This is a genomic window from Paenibacillus rhizosphaerae, assembly GCF_014192015.1.
GTDB classification, from domain to species: domain Bacteria; phylum Bacillota; class Bacilli; order Paenibacillales; family Paenibacillaceae; genus Paenibacillus_AQ; species Paenibacillus_AQ rhizosphaerae.
Genome location: NZ_JACHXJ010000001.1, coordinates 994,212 through 1,012,537, shown reverse-complemented (window position 1 = coordinate 1,012,537; position 18,326 = coordinate 994,212). Strand labels below are relative to the sequence as shown.

The window sequence follows — 18,326 nt, the reverse complement described above, 5'->3', positions numbered from 1 at the left end:
GTTTGCTTGGACGGACCTCTGCTCAACCGTGAATTTCCGGATGTTGTGTTCAAGAAAAAACCGCCTCCACACCGGATGTACCGGTAGGGAGACGGTTTTCTTTATCTTACACCATCACACGCTTGAGCTTGTGAACGTAACGCGAGCGTACGATCAGGAAGTACACCATCTGAATGATGACAAAAGCGATCGATGCGATCAGAACGGACGAGTTTACTTCCCCGACCCCGAAGTCCTTCCGGACGGCATTCAGCACGACGAGCGTCTGTATGACCGACACCACGATCGGAACGAAGAACAGGGCGGCGATTTGCAGCGTTGCGGCGCGGCTCATTTCCTGGATTTTCAGCCCGATTTTGGACATCGACTGGTACATCCGCTGATCCTGGGTCAACTCATGGTGCAGCTTGAAATACAGGAAGCTCGCAGAGGAAATGGACAGAACCGCCGTAATGAAAATACCGGCAAAACTCATCATGGCGAAGGACTGTCTCAGCGAATAGTAATCCCCGCCCCGGGCACTGATGATGTTATCGGATTCACCGCTCAATTCCCTGTCGATCCCCTCCTGCTTCAGCTTCATGCCAATGCTGATTTCGGGATCCCCCTCCGCAGGAACGGTGCCTGTCGACCATTCGGGAATCAAATAGACGACGCGGCCCTGGATCCGGTATGACTCCTTTTCAGAGGACAGAAGCTTCTTGTGCGCCTGAAATTCCTCATCCGAAATGATCAGCATATCCGAGACGGTGGGCGACACGTTCACTTCAGGCTTGATCGTGCCGGTGATGTCCAGCTCGGCTTTCGTATCCCGCAGCGTAATCTTCCGGAGGTCGTACCAGTCCGGACGCTCTCGTGTAACCTCCGTGGCAGGGATGACATGCACCGCCTGGTGCAGATGCAGTTCGCCGACCTTCGGTGCGCCGACGGCTTCTGCCAGCCGATTGTACATGGACCTCGGCATCACGGAGACCGTGGAGGTTCTTTCTTCCAATACGGAAAAGTAATGCTCCGTGTGAATCGTCTGGTAGGTGATGCCTTGACTGCTCAGGGATTGGTCGATCAGCGCCAAATCACCCTTCACGCTTGTGTCGTTATACACCGAAAGCCGGATAGCATAGGGATTCGCCCTGTAATTATCTTTATTCGTCTCGTTGATGGACATCACGAACGCGACGCTCATGCAGGAAATGGCCGTAACGACCGTCACCATAAACAGCACTCTCGCATTGTCTTTCATTTTATAGGCCATCTCCGAAATCCAGATCAGGTTCGTACCCTTCCACACCCATCTGCGGCTGCGCTTCAGGAGACGCATAACGAGCACGGTGATCTGCGTGAAAAAGAAATACGTCCCCGCGATCCCGGTCACAGCCGCAAGAACGAGATTCGCCCGAAGTGACATATAGCCGGCGGCCAGCAGAGCGATACCGAACAAGGAAATCAGGATGGACGCCTTCGGCTCGGTTTTCGGCCGACTCGACCCCTGCAGCAGATGCAGGACATGATTGCGGCGGATCAGGATCAGCGTAAACGCCGAGATGGCGATGAACAGCAGGGCGAAGGCGGCCACTGTAAGCAGCAACGCTTTGACCGGAAGGTACAGCCCCAGCTTCTCCATACCCACTACCTTTGCGCTCAGCAGCAGAAACAGCTTGGACAGAATGAGGCCGCTGAGAATCCCGGTTACGATGGACGATGCGCCGATGATCATATTTTCGATAAAAACCAGCCGGCTGATCTGCCCCTGCTCCGCCCCCAGAATCGTCAAGATACCGAACTCCTTGTTTCTTGCCTTCAAAAAAGCCCCGATCGAGTACAGCACAAACAGAAATGAAAAAATGTAAATGATGTACTCCATGATCAGCATAACCAGCATCGTCGTGTGTCCAAGCTCGGTCTTGTTGATGTCGGGATGGAAAATAAACAGCGCATACGTGAAAAAGACCATCACCATAAAGCTGCTGCTGAGGTAGTAAGCGAAATAAGCCCTGGCGTTACGCTTGACGTTGTTAAACGCGAATTGAGGAAAGCTCATGTGCGTTACCTCCCAGGAAAGACAGCATTTCGATGATCTTTTGGAAAAAGGCCTGACGGCTTTCTCCCCGGTGAATTTCTCCCGACAGCTCGCCGTCCTTGATGAAAACCACCCGGTGGCAGTAACTTGCGGCCTGGGGGTCATGCGTTACCAGCATCATCGTCACACGGTCGGCTACGTTCAGCTTCTCCAGCGTCTCCATCACATTGCGGGAGGAAGCAGAATCCAGCGAACCGGTCGGCTCATCGGCTAGCAGCAGCGACGGCGACGGTATAATGGCCCGGGCGATGGCGGCACGCTGCCGCTGTCCGCCGGAAATCTCATACGTGCGCTTGGTTAAAATATCGGTAATGCCAAGCTTGTCTGCAATCCGCGTTAGCCTCGCTTCAATATCCGGCAGCTTCACCCGGTCCAGCGTCAGCGGAAGCACGATATTTTCGGCCACGGTAAGGGTATCCAGCAGGTTGAAGTCCTGAAAAACAAAGCCCAGCTGGCGCCGGCGGAATCCCGCCAGTTCCTTCTTCTTCAGCTTATGGGGATTCTGTCCGTTGATCAGCACCTCACCGGAGCTTGGCGCATCGATCGTGGAGACCATATTCAGCAGCGTCGTTTTGCCGCTTCCCGAGGGTCCCATAATGCCGACAAATTCGCCTTGCTTGATCGTCAGCTGAATATTCGTTAATGCACGGGTGGTTACTTTGCCCGGATAGACTTTGCTCAAGCCGGTCACTTTCAATATATCCGTCACAGGAATGCTCCTTTCTCGTCTGTCTTCTGTGATACCTCTACTGTAAAGCATAACCCGCAGCCGAAACTATGGATTCGTCTTACGCCAATCTTAAACCTTCGTAAGGATATGTTCGGGTGTGCAGCACCCACAAAAAAAGGACGCCATGACGTTACATCAAAGCGCCCTCTTTCCCATTGCCGCTGCTAGACTGGTGGTTCTAATGGCCGCGTATCAAAAACGAACCTTACCGTCGTTCCCCGTTGAGGCACCGAATCGATTTCTACGCGGTGACCCAGCCTGTTGCACACCTCTCGGACCAGGTACAGCCCCATTCCCGTCGATTCGTGATAGTTCCGGCCCGTACTTCCCGTGTAGTAAGGTTCAAACACCCGACCCAAATCCTCGGGGCGGATGCCTACTCCTTGATCCATAATTTCCAGAACGGTTTCCGCTTCGCGGCGGCTGGCGGCAAATACCACGCGCTCACCGCGGCCGGCCGAATACGTGACGGCATTCGTGATCACCTGACCCAGCATGAAATGAAGCCACTTGGCGTCCGAGTAGACGGCCAGTTCCTCATCGATCCGGATGTCCGGCACGAGACGGTTACGGATGAACCACCGCCGGTTGTCGGCCACAGCCTCCTGAACGGCGGACCGGAGCGGAATGGCATCCACCCGAAAGTCATGCTCAAACCGGTCGAGCCGGGATGTATACAGCGCCATCTCCAGCCCCTTGCGCAGCCTGTCGAGCTCCTCCTGAAGGCTGCCCTCCACCTCGCCGTCCACGTCCATATCCTGCAGCGTCAGCTGGATGACCGAGATCGGCGTCTTCATTTGATGCACCCACCTGTGGATAAAAGCGGTATGAAGGGCAAGCCGCTGCCTCGTGTCATAAAGCTCATTCTGGTACAGCTGAAATTGATTCTTCAGCAGCTCATGCAGCGCATCGGCCAGCGGGGTCTCCCCGATTTCGTTCTGGGACTGGTCCAGCGTCCCGGCCGGCTCCGACAACCGCCGGTATAACCGGCGGTGGCTCAAATACCTGTAAGTTAGATAAACGAAGAATAGAACCGTGATCAGGACAGCGCTGTACAGGGAGATGGAGATGGAATGGGTATCGGATCCCAGCCAAAACAGCGTTCCGACCAGGATAATTTGCACGAGGTAGACGATCAGAAGCGGGATGTGCTCTTTCAGAAACAGCCTCACGGGTTCCCCTCTCCCGTGGTGCGGAGCACATAGCCGGCTCCGCGCACCGTTTCGATCCGCTCTTCCATGTCCAGCCCCTTCAGCTTCTTGCGCAGCCGGGTCATATAGACGTTCAGCGTGTTGTCATCGATAAAGTGATGGTCTTCCCACAGCAGGTCAAGCAGGCGGTTGCGGCTCACAACGCGGCCGACCCGGTTCATCAGCGCCTCAATCAGCATCGATTCCTTCTGCGTCAGCTCCACACTGGCGCCGGCCGATGACAGAATAAACCGTTCCGGATACAGCGTCAGGCCGCCCGGCTCCTCTACTTTGCGCTCCTCCTGCCTGCCGGAGTACGAGCCGTAGGCACGGCGAAGGCTGCTGCGGATTTTGGCCATCACCACTTCGTAAGCAAAAGGCTTCGTGATATAATCGTCCGCCCCGTTCTCCAGCGCCATCACCTGATCCATTTCGCTGTCGCGTGCCGAAATGAACAGCACTGGGCATGTGGACACATGGCGGATCTGCCGGCACCAATAAAATCCGTCAAACTTCGGAAGATTGACGTCCAGCAGAACCAGATGCGGCTGGAACGATTCAAACCGTTCCATTACCCGGTCAAAATCCTCCAGCACCGCCGCTTCATACCCGTATTTCTCCACATGCGCCTTCAGCATGGATGAAATTTTGGCGTCATCTTCAATGATGAATATACGAAACAAAACTATCCCTCATTTCCTTACCGCGGACGGCGGATGATTCAGGGCGTGTTCGGACGCCGGCTCAGTCAGTTCCCCTGGTTCCCCTGCCTGCGAGTCCTCGCCGATGCGCAGCTGCTGCATAGCAAACTCACGGTACAGGGCGTGCGATTCGAACAGCTCCTGGTGCGTCCCGCTTCCTGTGATACGGCCCTTCTCGATGAACAAGATCTGATCCGCGTCGACGACGGTCGACAGCCGGTGGGCGATGACCAGCGTCGTCCGGCCCTTCATCAAATTGTCGAGCGCCTTCTGGACGAACACCTCCGACTTACTGTCGAGACTCGAAGTCGCCTCGTCCATCATCAAAATTTGCGGATCACGCAGCAGCGCCCGGGCGATCGAAATCCGCTGGCGCTGGCCGCCGGACAGCTTCACTCCGCGTTCGCCGACCTCCGTGTCATATCCGTCCGGCAGCTCATGAATAAAAATATCGGCATACGCCATATGCGCCGCCCGTTCCACTTCCTCTTTCGTCACTTTCCGGTCCAGCCCGTAACAAATATTGTCGCGGATCGTGCCAGAAATAATCGGGCTCTCCTGCGGGACATATCCGATCCGGCTGCGCCAAGAATGCAGCGAGAAGGATTCAATGTCTTCCCCGCCGATACGGATGGTGCCGCCGGTCGGCTTGTAGAATCGCTCGATCAGGGAGAACAGCGTCGTTTTCCCGCCCCCGCTCGGTCCGACCACAGCCGTCACCTTGCCGGGTTCGAGCGTGAAGTTAAGTCCATGCAGCACGCCCTCCCCATCGCCGTTATAGGCAAAGGTCAAGTTTTCCGCTTCGATGGCTTGAGCCGCATCGGTCAGCGTGCGGCCCTGCAGGACGTCCTCCTGCTCGTCCTCCAAAATGGCGACGATGCGTTCGGTCGCGCCGACGGATTTTTGCAGCTGCGTGAAAAAAGCCGTAATCTGGTTCACCGGCATGACAATTTGGAACAAGTACAGAATAAATGCCACGAGCTCCCCGGCGGTCAGCGCCCCGCTGGATACACGCATGCCGCCGTATCCGATAATAACAACGAGCAGGCCCATCATGACCAGCGAAATGACCGGGCCGATGAACGCCTGTACTTTGCCCTCCCGGATGCCGAGCGACAGCAGGCTTTCTATGGACCGCTGTCCGACACGCTCTTCGCGGTCTTCGGCGTTCGAGGCTTTGACCAGCCGGATCTCGGACAGCACCTGGTTCAGCACGGCCGTGAACGAGGCGGTTTCATCCTGCATCTTTCTTGAAATGTTTAGCATCGTACGGCCGAGCGGCACGAGCACCGCCGATGCCACCGGTATGGCTGCGAGCATGATCAGCGTCATCTGCCAGTCCATCAGCAGCAGGATGATGATCGAACCGATCATGGAGATGATGCCGTTAAAAAAACCGGTCACATGCTCGGACACAAGCGATTTCAACACCGCGGTATCATTGGTCATCCGGCTCACGGTATCCCCGGTCCGGTTATTGTCATAGTAGGGGATGGTGAGCGTCAGCAGCTTCTTCCACAGCCTGTCCCGGAGCTTGGCCACCACCTCCTGACCCAGCCGGTTCAGCAGGTAGATCGAGACGCCGCCGGCAATGGCCTGCGCAACAAACGTCACGGCCAGCAGCACGATCTGCTCCGGACGTATCGACTCCACGGAGAAGCTGTCCACCAGATTTTTCGTAAAATACGGGACGATCAGGCTGACCAGCGTGGAAATGACGCTCAGCACCGAAGCTACGGCGAGCAACCATTTCGACGGCCTCGTCTGCATGACGAGGCGGATGAACGCCTTCCAGTCTCCTTTGGGGGCGGCCGCTTCCTTCGAAGCCCCGCCGATTGCAGATTGATGTTCCGACATCGTAACACCGCTTCCTTTAAATAATATGGTCCAGACCCATCTTCTACAGTTATACCGACCGAATCGTTCTTGTCAAATTCAGGCGCGTCCACCCGTGTATACGTTACTCTCCCCTTGCGGGTTTCGCTCCCCCGCCCGGGCTTCATCAGCAAGCCAGCTTCTGGTGCAATCGATCATCTTCCGCGTGGCCGGAGAGACATTCTTCGTGGCGTTCAGGGCGATTCCCAGCGACCGGCAGCTTCCGTCTTCGAGCTCCAGCGCTACCACCTCGTTCCGTCTGCCCCGCAGGATCATTTCCGGTAAAATGCTGATGCCAAGCCCGTTCTCCACCATGGCCACGATCGCATAATCATCGGCCGCGCGGAACTTAACCGGCGGTTTGACCCTCCCTTTGCGCAGCACCCGCCGGACGTCGTAATCGCTGCCTTCCTTCGGCATGATGAAGGGCTCGTTAGCAATGTCGCCATACCGTATACAGGGCTCTTTTTCCAGGCGATGGCCCGGGGGGAGGATGCACAGCATCCGGTCCAGCTTTAACGGGATGACCTCGAAGGAATCGAGCGTGGGCATCGACACAAACCCGAAGTCGATTTCGCCGCTGAGCAGCCATTCTTCGATCTCATGGTAGTCCCCTTCATACAGGTTTACTTCGATCCGGGGGTGGCTGGCCAGGAAATCACGGATAATCCCCGGGAGCCACTGCACCGAAATGCTGGTAAAGGTTCCGATCCGGATCGTGCCGGTTTCCAGCCCGTTCATGGCCGCCACTTCCTGCTTCAGCCGCTCCTGCACCTGCAGCATCTCACGGACGAACGCAAGCACGCGTTCCCCGTTATCGGTCAGACGGACACCGGAACGGTTTCGCGTTAGGATCGTGAAGCCGAACTCCGTTTCCAGACTGTGAACGGCATGGCTGACGCCGGACTGGGTCAGACCCAGCACCTCGGCGGCTCTAGTCAGGCTGCCGAGCTCTACCACTTTATGAAACACTTCATACTTAAACAGGCTCACCTTTCGCCACCCTTTTTCATTAATTTCATTCATATTTCACATTCAAAACATTCAATTTTCTTATTTAAAAATACCACGTATACTGGATCAGGCGAAAGCTGTTGTTCAAGTTTGATCATCCAAAGGCAGGGCGTCCCATTCCATGAAACCTTTTAAAGCAAATGTCATCATTATGATCGTCACCCTTTTTTGGGGCTCTTCCTATCTGTTTATGAAATTGGGGCTGGATTCGGTTCAACCCTTCAACCTGATCGCCCTCCGGTTCGGGCTGGCGTTCATCGCCGCCGGCGTCCTCTTCGCAGGCCGGCTTCGCCGCAATACGAACGTCTCCGTCTTGAAACATGCCGCGCTTCTAGGCTTCATCCTGTTCGGCGTGTTTGCTTCCATCATGCTGGGGCTCCAAGGAACGTCCACATCCAATGCGGGCTTTTTAATGAGCCTGACGGTCATCTTCGTACCGGTCCTGTCGGCCGTGTTCGGCAAAACCCTGCCAAGCAGGCGGCTCGTCCTGGGCGTCCTGCTGGCGATGACCGGGATCGGTCTGCTCACGCTGCGGCCCCAGTCCGGCATCGGCCTCGGAGATTTGTGGTGCATCCTTGGCGCCCTGCTGTTTGCCGTCCACATGATGCTGACGGGCCGCGCAGTCAAAAAATCGCCGGATCCGCTCTGCATCGGCATTTGGCAGCTCGGCTTTGCCGGCGCGTTCGGGCTGGCCTTCACGGTGCTGTGGGAAACCCCGCGCCTGCCCGGAAGCATCTCCGGCTGGGTTGCGGTGCTGGCGCTCAGCCTCGTGTGCAGCGCGCTTGGATTTATCCTGCAGACCATGGCTCAGCAGTATACGACCGCGACCCAAGCAGGCCTCATTTTTGCGCTGGAGCCAGTCGTGGCCGCCGTCTTCGGACTGCTGTTCATGAACGAAACGATGTCCGTCCAAGGATATGTTGGCGCAGGTCTTGTTCTATTCGGCGTTGCCTTGTCCGAGCTTAATGTCAGCAGACTGCTGGGCCGAAAGAAGCAGCCGCGGCACGAGGCTGCCGGATGATTCCCCCGTACATACAGCAGCATAATTTTTCTTGCAATATCAGGAAGCAATGGCTCTGGAGTTTATCCTTTCTGATATAAAAAAAGGCGCTCCTCTCCATCAGAGGCAGCGCCTTTTATTCATTTATACATTTGCACCCGGTCCATATCCACTCCGGTCAGCTTATCACTCCGTTTTACGCACGCATCAGCGCAAGCGTAGGCGTTCCGCTCGAAACGTTAACGAAGAGCACGTAGTTGTTACCGTCCGTGCCTTTGAGCACAAGCCCGGGGGTTGACTCTATTTCAATCCGTATTTGCCCAGCAGACTGCGGGCGTCCTTGTTGATCCGGTCCACGTCCGGCCCATTTGCCGGTTCGTCGCTAATTCCATACGCAGTCTTCAGCTTTAGAACGGCGTATACCCGGTCATTGAGCACCTCTTCGGAAATCGTCCCGTCTTTTACAGCCTCCGTCAGCGCCTGGATGGCTTCCTTCTCCTTGGCGTAATCATGCCCGATGAGAATAATGTTTCCGCCGGCGAGGATGGCCCCGACCGAAGCCTTGCCGATGCTGTAATTTTTGTCGATGGCTCCCATCGTCATGTCGTCCGAGATGACGACGCCTTTGAACCCGAGCTCATTGCGGAGAAGGTCCGTAATGACGGCTTTGGAGAAGGAGGCCGGGTGGTCCGGATCCAGCTTCGGCATCAGAAGATGCGCGATCATGACGACATCCGCCTGGTCTTTCACCGCAGCCTGGAACGGCACGAGCTCGAGCTTCCGCAATCTCGCCAGGTCGTGGTTCACGACAGGCAGACCGATGTGGGAGTCCACGGACGTATCCCCATGTCCCGGAAAATGCTTCACGACCGGTACCACATGCTCCTCACGGATTCCCTCCATCGTAGCCTTGCCAAGCCGGGCGACCCGATCGGCGTCATTGCCGAATGACCGGTCCCCGATCACCGGATTGTCCGGATTGCTGTTGACGTCAAGCACCGGCGCAAAATCCATGTTCAGCCCGAATCCGGCCAGCTCCCGGCCGAGGATCTGCCCGATGCCATGGGACAACTCCGTGCTATTCTTCCTCCCGATGGCGAGGTTCGTCGGCATGTCGACGAATTCATCCGGCATCCGGGACACCCGTCCCCCTTCCTCGTCCACGCTCATCCACAGCGGTACGGGATTGTCCTGGTTGTCTTTTTTGAGGCCGTTGAACAGACTCAGCGCCTGCTTCGTGCTGTCGATATTATTTTTGTAGAAAATAAAACCGCCGACGTAATACTTCTGCACGAGCTCGCGGGTCTCTGCACTTTTGGTGGTCCCGTCCATCCCCACCAGCACGAGCTGGCCGATTTTCTCTTCGGTCGTCAGCTGGTTCAGCTGCTTAAGGACTGGATCGTCCGCTGATGTATCTGTGTCTCCTTGATTCGATCCGCCTGCACCTGTATCCTGTCCGCTGCCTCCGTCACCATTTGCCGTGTCCTCCGGGGGTATGGACGAATCTCCGCCTTGATTTGCAGAGGAATTCGGCCCACCGTTCCCTCCGGCGGTACCCTCTTGTCCGGCAGCCTCATGTTGTCCGTTAGCACCCGTTTGTCCAGATGCGTTCTTTCCTCCGTGAGTTAAGGAACAGCCTGATGCGAGCATAATCGTCATCACGCATGCCATGCCGATTCGAAGCAGTTTATGCAAAGCCTTCACATCCTTCCTTGTCTCGGATAAGCTCATCCTGTTTGTTCATCTTTGACCTGGGGCACAGAAATATACATGCCCAGGGTTCAATTATACGCCTGCGGTGATAATGCCCCACCAAATTTTTACGGCGGTGGCTGCGATCAGGACGGCGAGGGCGATTCTCAACGATTTGACTTTGAGGTGGCGGCTGACCATCGTCCCCACCGGTGCGCCGAGGACGCTCCCGAGCACGGTAAACAGGGTGGGCCACAGGGGGATATGACCGCCGGCTATTTTACCGGATACGCCGCCGATAGCCGAGATAAATACGATCGCCAACGAGGATGCCACCGTCACCCGCACCGGAATCCGCAACATGGTCAGCATGATCGGAATCAGAATAAAGGAGCCACCGGCACCGACAATCCCGGAGACGACGCCCACCAGCAAGGCGGAAACCGCGGAGAACCACGGGTTATATCGCACCGATCCCAGCTGCACTTCCTCCTCGGTGCCGCGGCCCGGGATCATCATCAAGACAGCCGCAACCACGGCCAGCACCCCGTAAATGATATTGATGCTTGCGCTGGGCAGATAAGCCGAGCTCAGGCTGCCTGCCAAGCTGCCGATCAGAATACTCGCCCCCATATTCATGATCAGCCCTTTGTGCATCAGCGGCTTTTCTTTTTTGCTCTGTCTGAGAAAAGCCAGCATGCCCGCCAGGGAAGAAAAAAACACCTGGATCATGCTGATTGAGGAAACCTGCCGCGGGCTGAACATCTCCACGCCAAAGAGTCCCGGCACATAGAGCAGCAGCGGATAATTGATAATGGCTCCCCCGATGCCCAGCAGGCCTGAACAAAAGGAGCCCGCCAGTCCGATGATAAACATAACGATATGTCCTGCTAAATCCATCTACTACACACCTCTGGATGACTGAATAGTTCGCCGCAAAAAACTCAAAATTAACACTATACGAATGAAACATTAGCGTTTATAATAAACCCAAGTAAATCAATGGGAATAGGATGGTGAATAAGCTTGTTTGCGAAATTAAAAAGCTTGTTTGTAGACCGCTGCCCTTCATGCTCTGAGCCTTTAGTTTCGAGCAAAGATCACCTGCGCGTCATCAAGAGCTGTCCGAATGACCATTATAAGGAAGAGATTTACACCCATCTCCATGTAAGAATCGTTTACCATAAATGAGGTTACCCACATTTGGGACATGAATCGTGACGGCTGGACCCCTCCCCTCGCGGGGCGTTCCTGCCTTTTTTTATTTTGGGGCGGCTTGTCCGCAGCGCGTTTATCATAACATACTTGACCTTGCTGAAGAAACCGATTGGAGAGACAACCCTCCAGCCCGCTGATATAATAGAACAATATTCCATTCAAGAAATTATCATTGAATTAAGGCGGTGTTTTTATTGAGCGTACTAGTGAATAAAGCCTGGGTGCTTGCCCGGATGTACGAGCCCGACGTGACGATCGTCGACTGCCGGTTCATGTTGGGACAACCCGATGCCGGAAGGATTTCCTATGAGGAGAGCCATATCCCGGGAGCGGTATTCCTTGACCTGGAAAAAGATCTGTCTTCCTCTGTTAGCGAGCATGGCGGACGGCATCCCCTGCCCGATACCGGCCAGCTTGCAGCAAAGCTGGGGAAAGTCGGCATCAACCGGGAAACCCGGGTCATCGCTTACGACGATCAGGGCGGGCTGTACGCTTCACGTCTGTGGTGGCTGCTGAGCTACATGGGTCATGAAACGGTGTTCGTCATGAATGAAGGCTTCAGCGTATGGAAGGATGCTGGTTACCCCATCAGCAAGGAACAGCCGGTCCGGGTCCCATCGACCTTTACGGCTGAAGTGCATCCTGAAATGCTCGTCAACCTGGAAGACGTCCGCCAGGCGATGAAGGATCCCTCGGTCGTCATTCTGGATTCGCGCGAATCCTCCCGGTACCTGGGTCTGAATGAGACGATCGACCATACTGCTGGCCATATTCCCGGCGCCAAGAACAAGTTTTGGAAGGGCGTCCTACAGGACAATGGAGAATGGAAATCCCTCGATGAGCTCAAGGAGTACTATAAAGACGTGCCGAAGGACCATGAAATTATCGTCTATTGCGGTTCTGGCGTCTCGGCCTGCCCGAACGTCCTTGCCCTGACCGAGCTGGGATACCCGGATGTCCGGCTGTACGCCGGCAGCTGGAGCGACTGGATTTCGTACAGCGAAAATCCGATTGCTACGGGGGAAGAATAATAGCGGAGAGACCGCGTCACCTAGGTTTAGGGGCTGTGACAAGTTGCTGGTGAGCGACCTGTTGCAGCCCTCTTTCGCGTTCGCCGTGGAGCAGGCTGCAAACCAAACGAATAAGCCGGGCAAAATTTTTAATAATTTCATTTCTGCCCGTATCTTATTATAGATTTTTATCGTTAATAGATTGAAAATCAGGTTAAAGGAGAGTGGCTCATCTATGGAAAAAATCATCGCATATGTATCCGGCATTTTTATTCCGGTGACCGACATTACACGTTCGGAGGAATGGTACGTTCGAATGTTCGATCTGGAGACGATTGAAAAGACCGATGAGCGAGTCGGGCTCGCGTTCCCTAACGGCCAAACCTTAGTTTTATTATGGAAAGTGGAGAAACCGCAGCCTGTCCAATTTGATACCGGTAAAGATATGATGCCTTACTTCAATTTCACATCGTACGATATTGACCATTCGTATAGCCAGCTTAAGGCGAAGGGAGCGGAATTAAGCGAAATCCACGAAGAGGATGGGTACAGGTTTTTCAAAGCATTCGATCTGGACGGAAATCCCGTTGATATTGTGGAAGAGACGGGGCAAACGCCGTATTTTACTCACAAGAATAATATGAGGAAGCAGCAATAGTGACGCAGGGAAATCACTTAACAGACGCAGGATTCGAGATATTTGCGGAGATGACGCTTCCGCTGCAAAGCGATCTGAAACGATATTGTCTGGCTAAGGCCGGTTCGGCGTGGGATGCGGACGATTTGCTGCAGGAGTCGCTGATTAAAGCTTATCGTTGGCATATCCGGTTCCCGAAGAGAGAAATAACGAAGCCATTTTTGTTTCGAATTGCCGCCAACGCTTGGATCGACATGTGCCGCAGCCGCAAATCGGAGCCGAAGGCCGGACAGCTCGAAGAGCACATCATTGGTTCCTATGATGAATGGAGTAAGTGGGATGTGCGCGAGGCGCTCGAACTGTTGTCCGATCGGCTCGAACCCAAACAGGTCGTTCTGATTTTGCTGATCGACGTATTTCACTTTACCGCGAAGGAAACGGGAAGGCTGTTCGGACAATCCGAGGGTTCGGTGAAGGCGGCTCTGAAGCGGGCGAGGACGAGGCTGAAAAAGGCGGTTGAAAGCCATCCCGAATATTGGGATGATTCCATGCTTTCAGTTCCGCGTGGCGGTCTCAGCATCGAGGTGTTCGAAGCGATGGTCGAAGGTTTTCGCCGTGCGGACCCCTATGCGATATTCCGCTCGTATCAGACGATGATTGATGATGGCGCTGTGGTCGACCGGATTGAGCTGCGCGGCAATACGCTTTATTTTACGATCATCGACCCGGACGGCAATGTATTGACAATCACAGAGAAGCTGAAATGGCCAGATGAAAAGTATCCATCGAAATCCGAGGGGTGATTGCTTTGCTCGAAATGCTGAAGCAACAATACGATTGGGTCAGATCCGTTAGACAACACATGTTTGCGTTTTTGGAAGAGCTGCCTCCTCCAATGTTGCATCAACCCCTTCCCGAATTTGGGCGTGGAACGATCATTCGAACCCATCTTCATGTCGTTGACTGCTATCAGTGGTGGTTGGGGTCTTTCGCGTTTATGAGGATCAACGAGCATAGGAATATTTCCGCAAACGACATTGAGCGTGCCGATGTGAAGTACGTCCGTGAACGATTTACGGAAGCGGATGAACTCGTCCAGCGGTTCATTTACGAGTATCGCGATCGCTGGTATGAACCGATTCAGCAGGACGAGAGTTGGCAGGGTTACCCGAATGCTCCTACTCCTCTGCTGCTGTTAACTCATACGCAGACTCATGAATTTCACCACAAAGGTCAAATCGTATCGATGGCAAGACAACTGGGCTGCCCGCCCCCAGCCGATGACCGTTTAGGCGGACTTTTTACCTGATTCGAAAAACCGGATACGAAGCTGCGACCGTTTTTCGGTATACACCGGGAACGGTCGTTTAGTTTCTTCACAATCCGGAACATCGACAATCTGAGGCTGTTTGAACGGTTTTGTATACACCATTCCTTGCTGAAATTTGGTAAAATTACAGGAAGAGGTGAAATGCAATGAAAAGCAGAAGATTTATGCAGCCGCTGACTTCCCCGATTCACTTCCATACCGCCATGATTGAGCAGACGCCTGTTGCCGTTTTTTTAGGCCAGGAGATGATCGGCAGCGGAAAGATCGTTCAAATCACAGATTACATCGTGAAAATCGGCAGCGAATTTTATGTTCGCGATGCTTGCACGTTTAAATATGCGGTCTAATCGGTCTAAACCATATAAAGAACCTTATAAGGCCTCTCATCCAATAAAACGTTTCTCACGTAATGTTGTCCAGGCATTGCCTATAAACCGTGAGCGATCATAACATGACTTGTTGAAAGGATGTATTGAATTGATCAAACTCAAAAGTCTATCCGTATCCCTGGCCCTGAGCGCTGCATTGTCAGCTGCGGCCATATTGCCTGTCCTTTCTCCCGCACATGCGGCGGTTGCCAAAGAGTGGCTGCAAATTTCGGATACAATTTCCTACTACGGCGAAGTCAGCGGAGGCAAGCCTAACGGCCGGGGAACCATGAAGTGGAGCGACAGCAAGCAGTACTCCGGAGAGTTCGTGAATGGTGAACGCGAAGGGAAAGGGAAGTATGTCAACGAATACACTGCCGACGGGGAAAGCCATAAAGTCGTATATAACGGGGAGTGGAAGCGGGACCGGATGCACGGTACCGGCACCCTGATCCACAAGGTCATTCAGGAAGATGGTGCGGTCCGATCGAATGAAATCCAAACGGGTGCTTTCAGCAGCGGCGTGCAGACGAGCGGTTATGATGTCATTCATGCTCTGGCCGATCCGGATTTCTACTTCGCGTACAAGTCGCCGCAGGAACAGCTCGTCATTATGGGAAGCGCCGGCCATCTCAAAGCGTCGTTGAAAAGCGGCAGCCTGTTTAGCGCGGAGTACCGCAGCGGCAAAATCCATAAGAGCTACTCCGTCTTCCCTGCGGATACGGCGGCAGAGCAGCGCCTAAACGAGGCCAGCCTCAAATATTTGCAAAGTATACAGCCAAAGCTGAACCCGCATTTGGAGCAATTCGAGCGGTTGGCTGGGCAGGTTCCTCTTAAATAATGATGGCCGATGAAGCGTCATGCCTCTATGGATCTGCGATTGCCGACCGAAGAGATACGAGAAGGTGAGACAAAAGGAATATTTCAAAGATTGCCCGGAACCCGGCATGGGCACTTGCAGCCGACATGGATGTATCCGGTCCACGTCGTTCAAGCCGTTGTGAAGGGATATGACGATGTGAACCAATGGATTGTTCTTGATCAGGCTGCCGTGCTGGAACGGAGAACCGATCCAAATCCCTAAGAATCGTATCCCTTGCTGCCGTTAGCCCGCAGCTGCTGAACTTCGTCCCAAACGTCCCGTTCAGAACCGGCCAGCTCCTGAACCGTTACCTTGTGCATTCTTCTCCTTCTCCTCCTCTTGTCTATCGGAGCCGGCGCTCACGCATACCATGCCAGCATCCGCTCCAGCTTTTCTTTCATCGGAGAAGGCTCTTTTTTGGCTGACTGCGCCAGCTTGGTACGGGTCCCAAAAATCCGGTACAGCACCGTTTCACGCTGATAATCCTCTTTGGACTCCAGCTCCATCAGCAGGGCCTCCGCCAGTTCCGGTGTATCGATAAGGAAGGATTTCACCGGCTTGGCCAAATCGCTTCCTCCGAGCAGAATCGTAACAAGGCACGGCATTAGGTCTGGAGTCAGCCCTTGAGCTTCGATAAAAGCTTCGGCGTATCCGTCCTGTGCGGATTGGTGCTCCGTATCAACCATTTCCATGTACCGTCGCAGCAGCGGAAAATATTCCGTGCTCAGGAGACCCAATCCCAGAACGGCATAGGTTCCCGGCATGACCGACTTCTCCCCCGGGTCCACATCTTGATACCAAGCGAATTCCTCCATGGCTGCGCCGGCGTACTCGGCAATCAGCGGGTGCAGCCCGGGATAGCGGAGCGCGCCGGCAAAAAAACGGTGCAGCTGCGATTTAGCCAGCTTATTCAGCGGCAGATAATGCTTGTCTTTTCCTGGGCTCTTCAGGTTTAGTTGGTACTCTTTGGGAAACCCCTCCGAGAGCAGCCCCGTTATATACGCCAGCCCTTCCCGGTAGGCGGCCTCTTCCTCCGCATACAGGTGGATGTCGATCGTTTCCGTAACGTCGTTGGCGGCTGCTTTAATCGCCGTGCCTTCGAACCGGTGCCGGAAGCGCCCGCTGCCGTTCTTTATATAGCCAGCCGCCTTCTCCGAGCCCAGCTCGACGGCTAGATCCAAGTAGCGCGCCCGGAGCTCAGGCTCCCGGCGGCCGACCTTCAGCGCGGCGTAGACGAAAAAGTCCAGCTCTTCCTCATTCACAACAGCCCCGTCCGCCGCATCTTTACGCCTCCAGTCTTGCCCGAAAGTCCCGGCCCGCTCAAAATAACGGACCAAAAAATGCTCCTCCGCCCATTCCCGGAAGGATGAAGTATACTGAGAGACCCATCCAAGCAGCCGGTCCGGATTCGAACGGTGCTTCTCCTCCAGCCGCGCAAGCAGCGGTTCAATGTGTAGGAAGCAATCGCTCTGGAGTTTATACTTTCTAATATTATAAACAAGCCCCTCGCGGGCGGGGCCCTGCTTAACCGATAACTTTGACCACATTGCCTTCACTGTCCTTGATCTGCGTCTTCACGATCTGGATGGCGGCTCCCTTCACAGAAGGCAGCGGAACGACACTTTCTTTTGGAGCCAGCGAACGGCTCAGCTCAGATGCGGCTTGATCGTCCAGGGTAATTCGCACTTCACCTTCTTTGGCTTTCAGCTCCGGCTTCTGTCCGGGCTCAAAGACGACGCGGGTGTCAGGTCCGACGAGCGTGAGCGAGCGGCCCTTTAAAATCCGGCCAAGCAGCAGCTTGGCAATAATTCCGGCCTGCTTGGCTCCCATTTTTACGATGGAAGGCGATTTGCTGAACCAGCCGCTTTTTCCCGGTTCCCAGGCCAGCTGATCCACGAACAAAAATCCGGTGCTGGATCCTTCCGTTTCCGCGCCCTGCCTGATTTTCTCCGCCACGGGTGGAATGCGCAGCAGGGAGCCGCGGGTTAAATCCGTTATGTAATGGGGAATATGCTCCTCGGCTGCCGCGAGAACGCCGAGCGTATTCCAGGTTTGCATAGCTTCGAGCTCATCTCCCGTAATGCCGGTCATCTCCAAAAACTCGACCTGGCCATTCGGCGTCTGGATCGCGGGCAGCTCCGGATCTTCGGCAAAAGCCAACGCCGTCAGCTGCGTGTCGGCTCCGAGGCAGATCGGCCCGTTGGCATCCAGATAATCGCCCGGACGGAACACATTTCCGCTGCCAAACACGTACCTGCCCATATTTTGCAGCAGGTTCAATGCCCACGCCGGCGGCTCCTCCTCGTCGGCATCCCGCTGCAGCCGGAATGTCAGCTCAAAGCCAAATCCGCTGACCTCTTGGTCCTCCGACTCTTTTTCATACAATTCCGAGAAACCGTACGTGATGAAATGCCAATGCGGGATCGGCGATTCTGCCTTGTAGGCACTGATCCCGTCAAGCGGGTCCTGGCCGCCGAGCGCATATGAAATAAGTGTTCCGTAATGCTTCGGCTCCTGTCTGCCGTATAATCTCTCAAGCTCCTGGTCGATGGCGTCCCAACCCGGTGCGCCAATTTCTTCGTTCATCATCCTGTCCCCTTCCCATGTATGCCGAAGCATTTC

At 54.7% G+C, this 18,326-nt stretch carries 18 protein-coding genes; 8 read left to right on the top strand and 10 right to left on the bottom strand.

Features of this window, described 5'->3' with window-relative positions; translation table 11 throughout:
• Positions 1-106: 106 nt before the first annotated feature.
• The 6 genes from FHS19_RS04400 to FHS19_RS04375 all read right to left on the bottom strand — a co-directional run bounded on the left by FHS19_RS04400 (position 107) and on the right by FHS19_RS04375 (position 7,566).
• Positions 107-2,038, bottom strand: coding sequence for an FtsX-like permease family protein (locus FHS19_RS04400; protein WP_183579127.1), 1,932 nt, complete (start codon positions 2,036-2,038; stop codon positions 107-109).
• Entirely contained in the window at positions 2,013-2,786 is a 774-nt protein-coding gene (locus FHS19_RS04395) for an ABC transporter ATP-binding protein (protein WP_376771815.1), read from the bottom strand. The genes FHS19_RS04400 and FHS19_RS04395 overlap by 26 nt, the downstream gene beginning before the upstream one ends.
• Positions 2,787-2,971: 185 nt before the next feature.
• Positions 2,972-3,979 carry a sensor histidine kinase gene (locus FHS19_RS04390; RefSeq protein ID WP_183579120.1) on the bottom strand — a complete coding sequence of 336 codons (1,008 nt, stop codon included), beginning with the start codon at positions 3,977-3,979 and terminating at the stop codon, positions 2,972-2,974.
• Positions 3,976-4,680 carry a response regulator transcription factor gene (locus FHS19_RS04385; protein WP_183579117.1) on the bottom strand — a complete coding sequence of 235 codons (705 nt, stop codon included), beginning with the start codon at positions 4,678-4,680 and terminating at the stop codon, positions 3,976-3,978. The genes FHS19_RS04390 and FHS19_RS04385 overlap by 4 nt, the downstream gene beginning before the upstream one ends.
• Positions 4,681-4,689: 9 nt before the next feature.
• Entirely contained in the window at positions 4,690-6,555 is a 1,866-nt protein-coding gene (locus tag FHS19_RS04380; RefSeq protein ID WP_183579114.1) for an ABC transporter ATP-binding protein, read from the bottom strand.
• A gap of 78 nt (positions 6,556-6,633) precedes the next feature.
• Entirely contained in the window at positions 6,634-7,566 is a 933-nt protein-coding gene (locus tag FHS19_RS04375; RefSeq protein WP_183579111.1) for a LysR family transcriptional regulator, read from the bottom strand.
• A 142-nt stretch (positions 7,567-7,708) separates the two neighbouring features.
• Here FHS19_RS04375 and FHS19_RS04370 point away from each other — a divergent pair, with 142 nt between their 5' ends.
• On the top strand, positions 7,709-8,608 hold the full coding sequence (locus FHS19_RS04370) for a DMT family transporter (protein WP_183579108.1): 900 nt from the start codon (positions 7,709-7,711) through the stop codon (positions 8,606-8,608).
• A gap of 279 nt (positions 8,609-8,887) precedes the next feature.
• On the opposite strand, the gene nagZ is transcribed toward FHS19_RS04370, so the two are convergent.
• Both nagZ and FHS19_RS04360 read right to left on the bottom strand, forming a co-directional pair.
• The gene (gene nagZ, locus FHS19_RS04365; RefSeq protein WP_376771835.1) at positions 8,888-10,291 is read right to left on the bottom strand and encodes a beta-N-acetylhexosaminidase; all 1,404 of its coding nucleotides are present in this window, start codon (positions 10,289-10,291) and stop codon (positions 8,888-8,890) included.
• Between the two features lie 81 nt (positions 10,292-10,372).
• Entirely contained in the window at positions 10,373-11,179 is an 807-nt protein-coding gene (locus FHS19_RS04360) for a sulfite exporter TauE/SafE family protein (protein WP_183579105.1), read from the bottom strand.
• A gap of 512 nt (positions 11,180-11,691) precedes the next feature.
• On the opposite strand from FHS19_RS04360, the gene FHS19_RS04355 reads away from it, so the two are divergent.
• The 7 genes from FHS19_RS04355 to FHS19_RS04325 all read left to right on the top strand — a co-directional run bounded on the left by FHS19_RS04355 (position 11,692) and on the right by FHS19_RS04325 (position 15,926).
• Positions 11,692-12,528 carry a sulfurtransferase gene (locus tag FHS19_RS04355; RefSeq protein WP_183579102.1) on the top strand — a complete coding sequence of 279 codons (837 nt, stop codon included), beginning with the start codon at positions 11,692-11,694 and terminating at the stop codon, positions 12,526-12,528.
• 214 nt (positions 12,529-12,742) lie between these two features.
• Positions 12,743-13,165 (top strand): VOC family protein, encoded by a 423-nt coding sequence (locus FHS19_RS04350; RefSeq protein WP_183579099.1) that lies wholly within the window; start codon positions 12,743-12,745, stop codon positions 13,163-13,165.
• Entirely contained in the window at positions 13,165-13,947 is a 783-nt protein-coding gene (locus tag FHS19_RS04345; RefSeq protein ID WP_183579096.1) for an RNA polymerase sigma factor, read from the top strand. The genes FHS19_RS04350 and FHS19_RS04345 overlap by 1 nt, the downstream gene beginning before the upstream one ends.
• Positions 13,948-13,952: 5 nt before the next feature.
• Entirely contained in the window at positions 13,953-14,453 is a 501-nt protein-coding gene (locus tag FHS19_RS04340; RefSeq protein ID WP_183579093.1) for a DinB family protein, read from the top strand.
• A gap of 167 nt (positions 14,454-14,620) precedes the next feature.
• On the top strand, positions 14,621-14,821 hold the full coding sequence (locus FHS19_RS04335; RefSeq protein ID WP_246426416.1) for a hypothetical protein: 201 nt from the start codon (positions 14,621-14,623) through the stop codon (positions 14,819-14,821).
• A 130-nt stretch (positions 14,822-14,951) separates the two neighbouring features.
• A complete protein-coding gene (locus FHS19_RS04330) occupies positions 14,952-15,683 on the top strand; it encodes an MORN repeat-containing protein (RefSeq protein WP_183579090.1) in 732 nt (243 codons plus the stop codon).
• A 90-nt stretch (positions 15,684-15,773) separates the two neighbouring features.
• On the top strand, positions 15,774-15,926 hold the full coding sequence (locus FHS19_RS04325; RefSeq protein ID WP_183579087.1) for a hypothetical protein: 153 nt from the start codon (positions 15,774-15,776) through the stop codon (positions 15,924-15,926).
• Positions 15,927-16,063: 137 nt separating this feature from the next.
• Here FHS19_RS04325 and FHS19_RS04320 read toward each other — a convergent pair whose 3' ends face one another.
• Together FHS19_RS04320 and FHS19_RS04315 are read right to left on the bottom strand one after the other, a co-directional pair.
• Positions 16,064-17,251, bottom strand: a complete 1,188-nt coding sequence (locus FHS19_RS04320) for a DUF6138 family protein (RefSeq protein WP_183579083.1) — start codon at positions 17,249-17,251, stop codon at positions 16,064-16,066.
• Positions 17,229-18,290: a suppressor of fused domain protein gene (locus tag FHS19_RS04315; RefSeq protein WP_183581422.1), complete on the bottom strand. Its 1,062-nt coding sequence runs from the start codon at positions 18,288-18,290 to the stop codon at positions 17,229-17,231. The genes FHS19_RS04320 and FHS19_RS04315 overlap by 23 nt, the downstream gene beginning before the upstream one ends.
• Between the last annotated feature and the right edge of the window lie 36 nt (positions 18,291-18,326).

What these genes read in the sequence shown, in the direction of transcription:
- FHS19_RS04400 (WP_183579127.1), bottom strand. Translation starts at nt 2,038, where the DNA reads ATGAGCTTTCCTCAATTCGCGTTTAACAACGTCAAGCGTAACGCCAGG.
- FHS19_RS04380 (WP_183579114.1), bottom strand. Translation starts at nt 6,555, where the DNA reads ATGTCGGAACATCAATCTGCAATCGGCGGGGCTTCGAAGGAAGCGGCC.
- FHS19_RS04370 (WP_183579108.1), top strand. Translation starts at nt 7,709, where the DNA reads ATGAAACCTTTTAAAGCAAATGTCATCATTATGATCGTCACCCTTTTT.
- FHS19_RS04360 (WP_183579105.1), bottom strand. Translation starts at nt 11,179, where the DNA reads ATGGATTTAGCAGGACATATCGTTATGTTTATCATCGGACTGGCGGGC.
- FHS19_RS04350 (WP_183579099.1), top strand. Translation starts at nt 12,743, where the DNA reads ATGGAAAAAATCATCGCATATGTATCCGGCATTTTTATTCCGGTGACC.
- FHS19_RS04335 (WP_246426416.1), top strand. Translation starts at nt 14,621, where the DNA reads ATGAAAAGCAGAAGATTTATGCAGCCGCTGACTTCCCCGATTCACTTC.
- FHS19_RS04320 (WP_183579083.1), bottom strand. Translation starts at nt 17,251, where the DNA reads ATGTGGTCAAAGTTATCGGTTAAGCAGGGCCCCGCCCGCGAGGGGCTT.
- FHS19_RS04315 (WP_183581422.1), bottom strand. Translation starts at nt 18,290, where the DNA reads ATGAACGAAGAAATTGGCGCACCGGGTTGGGACGCCATCGACCAGGAG.